7 protein-coding genes are annotated in these 7930 nt (G+C 64.5%); 2 read left to right on the top strand and 5 right to left on the bottom strand.

The genetic code is table 11. From position 1 onward, the window contains the following. Positions 1 to 16: 16 nt before the first annotated feature. From CR103_RS11110 to CR103_RS11120, 3 genes are all read right to left on the bottom strand, one after another. Positions 17 to 679, bottom strand: a complete 663-nt coding sequence (locus tag CR103_RS11110; RefSeq protein ID WP_099916045.1) for a response regulator — start codon at positions 677 to 679, stop codon at positions 17 to 19. A gap of 38 nt (positions 680 to 717) precedes the next feature. Continuing rightward, entirely contained in the window at positions 718 to 2265 is a 1548-nt protein-coding gene (locus CR103_RS11115) for a Do family serine endopeptidase (protein ID WP_099916046.1), read from the bottom strand. Between the two features lie 184 nt (positions 2266 to 2449). Beyond that, positions 2450 to 2902: an Hsp20 family protein gene (locus CR103_RS11120; protein WP_099916047.1), complete on the bottom strand. Its 453-nt coding sequence runs from the start codon at positions 2900 to 2902 to the stop codon at positions 2450 to 2452. A 229-nt stretch (positions 2903 to 3131) separates the two neighbouring features. On the opposite strand from CR103_RS11120, the gene CR103_RS11125 reads away from it, so the two are divergent. Both CR103_RS11125 and CR103_RS11130 read left to right on the top strand, forming a co-directional pair. After that, a complete protein-coding gene (locus CR103_RS11125; RefSeq protein ID WP_099916048.1) occupies positions 3132 to 5045 on the top strand; it encodes a M61 family metallopeptidase in 1914 nt (637 codons plus the stop codon). A gap of 25 nt (positions 5046 to 5070) precedes the next feature. Further along, positions 5071 to 5421 carry a hypothetical protein gene (locus tag CR103_RS11130; RefSeq protein WP_099916049.1) on the top strand — a complete coding sequence of 117 codons (351 nt, stop codon included), beginning with the start codon at positions 5071 to 5073 and terminating at the stop codon, positions 5419 to 5421. A 108-nt stretch (positions 5422 to 5529) separates the two neighbouring features. On the opposite strand, the gene CR103_RS11135 is transcribed toward CR103_RS11130, so the two are convergent. Together CR103_RS11135 and imuA are read right to left on the bottom strand one after the other, a co-directional pair. Beyond that, a complete protein-coding gene (locus CR103_RS11135; protein ID WP_099916050.1) occupies positions 5530 to 7011 on the bottom strand; it encodes a Y-family DNA polymerase in 1482 nt (493 codons plus the stop codon). Beyond that, the gene (gene imuA, locus CR103_RS11140; RefSeq protein ID WP_099916051.1) at positions 6941 to 7657 is read right to left on the bottom strand and encodes a translesion DNA synthesis-associated protein ImuA; all 717 of its coding nucleotides are present in this window, start codon (positions 7655 to 7657) and stop codon (positions 6941 to 6943) included. Before imuA ends, CR103_RS11135 begins: the two co-directional genes overlap by 71 nt. Between the last annotated feature and the right edge of the window lie 273 nt (positions 7658 to 7930).

Below are 7930 nucleotides of genomic sequence, written 5' to 3' on the forward strand. Positions count from 1 at the left end.
CTTCATCGCATCGCTCTCATAACTTCGGCACCATATAGCCAACCCCGCGCACGTTTTGGATCAGGTCGCTGCCGAGTTTCTTGCGCAGGCCGTGGATGTAGACTTCGACCGCGTTGCTGGAGACTTCATCGCGCCAGCTGTACAGCTTTTCCTCGAGCTGGGGGCGCGACAGTACGGCGCCGGGCCGCGCGATCAGCGCTTCGAGGACGGCCCATTCGCGCGCCGACAGCGTCGCCGCTGCACCGTCCACCATCACTTCGCGGGTGGCCGGGTTGATGGTGATGTTCTTGTATTCGAACACCGGCTCGGCGCGGCCGGCGGAACGGCGCAGCAAGGCGCGGATGCGCGCCAGCAGCTCGTCGAGGTCGTAGGGTTTGAGGACGTAGTCGTCGGCGCCCGCGTCGAGCCCGGCGATGCGGGCGCCGACAGAATCACGCGCGGTGGCCACCAGCACCGGGGTGCGGTCCTTGCGGGCGCGCATGGCGCGCAGCACGTCGAGGCCATCCCTGCGCGGCAGGCCGAGGTCGAGCAGCACCAGGTCGTAGCTTTGCGACTGCACCAGTGCTGTGTCGGCCATCTCGCCGTCCTTGACCCAATCGACGGCGTAGTGCTCGTCCCTGAGCAGGTCGAGCACCACTTCGCCGATCATTACATCGTCTTCCACCAGCAAAAGCCGCATCGCCATCCCATCCCATCGTTGTTGTTTGTCGCTCGTCGTTACCCGATCCGCACCGGTATGAAGATTCTGTCACTACCGCGCTGAATCAGCAAGGCCACCGACTTGGTCGAATTGCCGACCGCCGCGCGCACCTGGTCGACGCTGGTCACCGGACGCCCATTGATCGACAGCAGCACGTCGCCCGGCTGCACGCCGGCACTCGCCGCGGCGCCGCCGGCATCCTCGATCACCAGCCCGGAAGCGATGCCCGACTGGCGCCGCTCCATCGGGTCGAGCGGACGCAGCGACAGGCCAAGCCTGGCGTGGCCGTCGGCGCCGGCCACCGCTGCGCGTTCGGACGGTTGCACCTTCTCGCTGGCGTCGCCGAGGCGCGCGCCGATCTGCACGATCTTGCCGTCGCGCCAGACGTCCAGCTTGACCTGGTCGCCCGGCGTGGCAATGCTGAGCATGGCCGGCAGGTCGCCGGAGGCGACGATCGGCTGTCCATTCAGTTTGCGGATCACGTCGCCCGACTTGATGCCGGCCTTGTCGGCAGCGCCGCCGCGTTCGACATTGGCCACCAGCGCGCCTTCGGGCGACTCCAGCTTGAACGAATCGGCAAAGCTCTGGTTCACTTCCTGCACCGTCACACCGAGCTTGGCATGCTTGACCGTGCCGGTCGCCACCAGTTGCTCCTTGATGCGGTAGGCAACGTCGATCGGAATGGCGAACGACAGGCCCTGGTAGCCGCCGGTCTGGCTGTAGATCTGCGAATTGATGCCGATCACTTCGCCGCGCGTGTTGAACAGCGGCCCGCCCGAGTTGCCAGGGTTGACGGCGACGTCGGTCTGGATGAACCGTACGGCGCTGTCATCCGGCAACGAGCGGCCCTTGGCGCTCACCACGCCGGCCGTCACGGAACTGTCAAGGCCGAAGGGCGAGCCGATCGCCAGCACCCATTCGCCTACTTTCAATTCGCTTGACTTGCCGATCGGGACCACCGGCAGGTTCTTGGCGTCGATCTTGAGCACCGCCACGTCGGTCTTGGCGTCGGCGCCGAGCACGCGGGCGCGGTACTCGCGCCGGTCTTGCAGCTTGACCGTGACTTCCTTGGCGTCGCGCACCACGTGCGCATTGGTCAGGATGACGCCGTCCGGACTGACTATGAATCCGGAACCAGCGCCAAAAACGGGCGTGTCGCGTGGTTGACCACGGGGGTTTTGCGGCCCCTGGAAGCGACGGAAAAATTCGGAAACCGGATCGTCCTCGTCAAGCTGCTGGCCGCGTCCGGGTCCCGCCATGGCGGTCTTGGTGCTGCCCATGACGCGGATGTTGACGACGGCAGGACCCATGCGCGAGACGATCTGCGTGAAATCCGGCAACGCCAGCGGCGCCAGCGATCCGGGCGCGGCCGGCGGCGCCGGCGTTGGTGCGGCGACATAGTTGGCCTGGGCGGCGGCGTTGGCAGCGTTGGCAGCGTTGGCAGCCACCACATTATTATGGTTGACTGCAATCGCACCTATCGCGCCGCCGATAACGCCGGCGGCGGCGAGGGCCAAGGTCAGGCGCTTGGCGGTAATGGCAGTGACGGCACCTTGATTTTGCATTGTCGTACTCCTACGATTGAGTGATGGGTTGATGATGGTTGTTGATGCCTTGTTTTTTATTAGTGTGAACCTGCAGACTTAGAGTTTGCTTAAGTCCATGCGAAAGGGCGCCTCGTGTTACGGGCGCCCTTGATCGGCAGCGAAAACCGGGGTCTGACCCGGCAAGCGGGTCAGACCCTCGCCCTTACGCGGCCTGGCGCTGCTCCAGCGTCTGCACGGTGTCGCCGCCGTCGATGACGATCTTGCGCGGCTTGAGCGCTTCCGGCACTTCGCGCACCAGCTCGATGGTCAGCATGCCATTGTCGAACGAGGCGGTGGTCACCTTGACGTGGTTGGCCAGCTGGAAGCGCTGCTCGAAGTCGCGCGCCGCGATGCCGCGATGCAGGTAGGTGCGCTGCTGCTCATCCTTCTGCTTGCGGCCGGTGACGTGCAGCGCATCGCGCTCGCTGACGATATCGACTTCGGAACGCTCGAAGCCGGCCAGCGCCATCACGATGCGGTACTTGTCCTCGCTGACGAGCTCGATGTTGTACGGCGGGTAGCTCGGCTGGGCGTCGGCGCGCTGCTCGATCAGGTGGGCCAGGCGGTCAAAACCGATGGCCGAACGATACAAAGGGGTAAGGTCGAATGGTCGCATGATAGCTATCCTTGTAGAGAGTGAAGCGATAAGTTGACGGACCTCTGATGAGCATCCGTTGAGTTCAATCTCGTGATCGGATCGCGTCATTTCAAGGTCTTGAAAAAGACGGATTTTCGCCCAATGGACCGAGAAAAATTTGCTGAAACTTTTCGATACATGCCCACTATTTACCCCGTGCTACACTCCGAAACCCAATGTATTTGACTCATCGACTATTTCCCTGCCAATGACCGCACAGCTCAGTTACCGCCCCCTGCACCGCCTCCTGCCGATCGTCGCCCTGCTCGCATCGATCGTCCTTCCGGCCCGCGCCGACGTGCCGCCGGTGCTCGACCAGCCATATCCCGGCACCATCGTGCTGAAAGTCGATGCGACCAACCTGAGCCAGCAGATCTTCCGCATGCAGATGTCGATCCCCGTCAAACCGGGTCCGCTGACGATGCTGTATCCGCAGTGGCTGCCAGGCAACCACGGGCCCAGCGGCCCGCTGACGCAACTGGCCGGCCTGAAATTTTCCGGCAACGGCAAGCCGATCGGCTGGGTGCGCGACCCGGTGCAGGTGCACGCTTTTCACCTGACAGTGCCGGCTGGCGTTTCCACGGTGGAAGCGGAGTACCAGTTCCTGTCGCCGCTCGACACGGCGCAAGGCCGCATCACGATGACGAACGACATCCTTGGCGTGCAGTGGCCATCGGTGACGCTGTATCCGGCCGGCTACAGCAGCCGCCGCATCACGGTGCAGCCGAGCCTGATTTTGCCGGAAGGCTGGCAGTACGGCAGCGCGCTGGAAACGGCCGCGCGGAGCGGCAATGAAATCGTCTTCAAGCCGCTCGACCTGGAGACGCTGATCGATTCGCCCCTGTTCGCCGGCCGCCATTTCAAGCGCATCGACCTCGATCCGGGCGCCAAGGTACCGGTGTTCCTCAACATCGTGGCCGACAACCTTGAGAGCCTGGAAGCGAAGCCCGAGCAAATTGAGCCGCACCGGGCAATGGTCAGACAGGCCGCCAAGCTGTTCGGCTCGCACCACTACAATCACTACGATTTCCTGTTCGCGCTGTCGGACGATTTTGGCGGCATCGGGCGCGAGCACCACCAGTCGAGCGAAAACGGCGTCAAGCCGGGTTATTTTACGGAGTGGGCCAAGGGCGAGGCCGGGCGCGACCTGCTGGCCCACGAGTACGTCCATTCGTGGGACGGCAAATTCCGCCGCCCGGCCGGCCAGGACGTGCCGAACTTCAACGTGCCGCTGAAAAATGAATTATTGTGGGTGTACGAGGGCCAGACCCAGTACTGGGGCAAGGTGCTGTCGGCGCGCTCCGGTCTGATCAGCGAAACAGGCACGCGCGACGGCATTGCGGCGGCGGCCGCCTTTTACGACAACGTGCAAGGCCGCTCATGGCGCGCGGTGCAAGATACGGTCAACGACCCGATCATCAACATGCGCCGCCCGCAAGGCTGGAGCAACTGGCAGCGCTCGGAAGATTATTACGTCGAGGGCATGTTCATCTGGCTCGACGTCGACACCAAGATCCGCGAGATGTCGAACGAGACGCGTTCGCTGGACGATTTCGCGCGGGCGTTTTACGGTGTCAACAACGGCAGCTTCGTGCCGGTTTTTTACACCTTCGAAGACGTCGTCGCGGCGTTGAACCGTGTGCAGCCGTTCGACTGGGCGCCGTTTTTGCGCAGTCGCCTTGACGGCCACGCCAGCGGCGCGCCGCTCGACGGCCTGGCGCGCGCCGGCTGGAAACTGGTCTATAACGACACGCCGAGCGACTACAGCAAATCGGTCGATGAGCAGCGCAAGTCGACCGATTTCAGCTATTCGCTTGGGATGGCGGTCAAGCTTGACGGTGGGGTCGCAGCGGTGCAGTGGGACGGCGTGGCTTTTCGCGCCGGCCTGGCCGGCAACAGCACCATCGTCGCCGTCAACAACCGCGCCTACAAGGGAGAAGTGCTGAAGGCGGCGGTCAAGGCGGCGAAAGAAAGCAAGGCGCCGATCGCATTGCTGGTGAAACAGGGCGCCAATTACCGCACCATCGCCCTCGATTACCACGGTGGCCTGCGCTACCCGCACCTCGAGCGAATTCCGGCAAGCCGTGACCGGCTCGCAACGATCCTCAAGCCGCTCAAGTAATTCGCGGTTGGTGTATGCTGATCGCATGATTACAGATACCGACATCGAGCTGAGTGGACCGTTCAAGGCCAGCGACAGCAGCGGCCGTTCCCACCACGTCAAGGCAATTCGCATTTTCGACGAGGGCTACGGGATTATTGACGTGTACGTGGATTTTGCCGCCCCGGTCGAGGCCGGGTCGTACAAGGACACCACACTGGTCGGCAACATCATCGACCGCCTGCGCGCCCTGGGATACGTCGGCCCCAACTTCGGGCATAGCGATCCGGGTTTACAGGACAGCAAGCTGATCGTGCTGGAAGCGCCGGAGCAGTTCAGCGATTTCGCCAAGAAAAAAGGGTGGAAGAATTTGGCCGAGGAATTCGACGACGAGTGATGGGGGGTACTTCTGCTTTCATCCGGGCCCTTTGTCGACCTTTAGCACGTCACCCTCGCGCATGCGCAAGGTCATTCGGACGAGCGAACCGCCGTTTGCGCAAGGATCTCAGCCGAACAAACCATGCAAGAACCAGCGCGGCGCGGCATCCTCCCCTGCCCCGACGAGGCGCTCCCGATAGACCCAGTAATGCGCATGGTCCTGGCCCTCGGCAATAAAATAATCGCGCGTCAGCGATTCGCTCCACCAGCCCGCTTCGATGCGCTCGGGCGTCGACGTCATTTTCAAGGGCGAGCCGTAAAACGGCCGGTCGTTGCGCATCAGCAGCGCAATCGGCTTGATCAGCAGCCAGGTCGGACGCGGCAGGCTGAGCACATTGGGTGGCATCTGCGCCGCGCGCGCCGCAGCATGGATCTGCTGGTGCACCGGCACCCAGGCATTGGCCAGTTCGGGCCGGTAGTCCGCTTGCGGCGCCGCTTGCAGCACGTTGTCGGGGCCGAGCCGCGCCACCAGCAGCTCCAACATGCGCAACTGATCCTGCTCGCTGCCGCCCGGCTCGGGAAACAGCGAGTCGCTCGGCGGCGCCATCGGCTGCACCTGCGACGCCGCTAGGCACAGGCCGATCACCGGCGCTTCCAGCACCTGCTTGGCCAAGCGTTCCTTGAGCAGGCGCACCAGGTGCTCGTCGCGCCAGGTCGGCTCGGCCAGCACGATCTCGATCACTGTCGGCACGCGCGCCACCCGTCCGCGCTCGTGTTCGAGCTGCAAGCTGATGCGCTCGACGGCGAACTGGCGCGCGCACAGCCAGCCGGTCATTTGCAACAGCAGCCGGTGGGCGCCGAACAGCAGCGCTTCGGCGTTCTCGACCCGGTCGAACAGGTCGAGTTTGGCGCTGAAGGTGGCAGGCGCCTCGATCCAGTCGAACAGTTCGGGCGTCATGCCGTGGGCGGCGTCGAGCATGTCGAGCAGCCCCCGGCCGCAGCGCCGCTGCAGGCCGGGCCGCGGCAGGCGCCGCATGTCGCCCAGGCTGAAGCAACCGATGCCTTCGAACCATGCGGCGAACGGCCGCGCCGGCGGCAGCAAGGCGGCCGGCAGGCGATCGAGCCGCCGCACCAGCGACGCCATTTTTACGGTTCGCCCGCCGCCGTGGCGCGCCAGCAGCCAGGCGCCGCGCGCCGTCGGGGCGCAGCTGAGCGCGGCGGTGAAGCCGAGCGCGCGCAGGTTGGCGCGCACGGCCCGGCTCAGCGCGCAGATGCCGCCAAACAGGGTCAAGCTGGCGCCGATGTCGATCAGCAGCGTCGATTCCTCGGCCTGTGCCACCAGCGGGGTGTACTGCAGCAGCGCCATCGCTACCGCATGCAGGGCCTCGGCTTCGCGCTCGGCCGAGCGCTCGTACAGCCGCGCTTCAGGGTGAAGCATGAGCACCCCGCCGCGCCGCATCCCGGCCTGCACACCCGCCGCCCCCGCTAGCGCCGACAGGGCCAGCACGCGCTCCTGCTCGAGCACGACGCTGGCGCTGTCACTGGACCAGTTCGGGCAGAATACTTCGAGCGGTAACTGGGGCAGGTAAAGCCCGATCCAAAGTCGCATGGCGTTGCAGTAAAGAAGGAGTCAGGGGTAGAGGGAGGGGCAAAAACAGCGGCGTGTCGCGCTGCGGTCCCCGGCGTTTTACGAATTCGATGTCGAGCCCGCCAACGGCCGGGCGCAACGACAGGCGCAAGGGCGCGGGCGAACTGTCCTGCGCCGCCGCGAGCGGGCGCAGCATGAAAAACAGGGTCTCGCCGCTTTGCGCCGCCAGGTGCAGCCGGCGCAGCGTTTCGCCGCGCGCATGGTTTTGCCAGAACAGCACGGCGCCGCAACTGCCGCTGCGCAGCACCTGTTCGGCGGCCCATAGCGCGTCGCTGCTGCGGCTGGTACGGATCCAGATCAGCTGCGACGGCGCCAGCCCGAGCGCGGCCAGTGCCAGCGCCTGCGGCGGATGGGGCGGCTGCAGCAACACGATGCGGCGCCGCGCCGCCGCCAGGGCCGGGCGCAACAGGCGCAGCTCGCCGATGCCGCTTTGCTGCAGCATCAGGTCGATCAGCGTGCCGGTCGGCCAACCGCCGCCCGGCAACTGGCTCGACAGGGCCGGATGGCCGGTATCGACGCAGCGCGCGCTCGAATGGGCTAGCTGGGAGGCAAGCCAGAGCGAGGGGTGCAAGGCTTCCGGCGCGGTAATGGATTGGTGAAGAGTCATGAGGGATCCGCTTAAAACTACTGTATGCATGAACAGTACTAGCCGGATGCCAGTTTTGCAAGAGCTATCTTTTATTGTGTGTGCAGGGTTGACTTTTGGTTTGGCTGTGAGAGAACAGCAGCGGGTGCGGCACCTGCAATCGACCCGGTTCCGTCGCATTAGCGGATTCCTGTCGGTCTTGAGGTAGACTGCGATGCCGTGGCTTTGAACGAATCGACATGCTCAACCTCAAAGGGATGCGTTTTCCGATCGATGTGATCTTGGTTTGTATCC

Origin of the sequence: Massilia psychrophila (assembly GCF_002760665.1) — a bacterium.
Taxonomy (GTDB): domain Bacteria; phylum Pseudomonadota; class Gammaproteobacteria; order Burkholderiales; family Burkholderiaceae_D; genus JAFCUW01.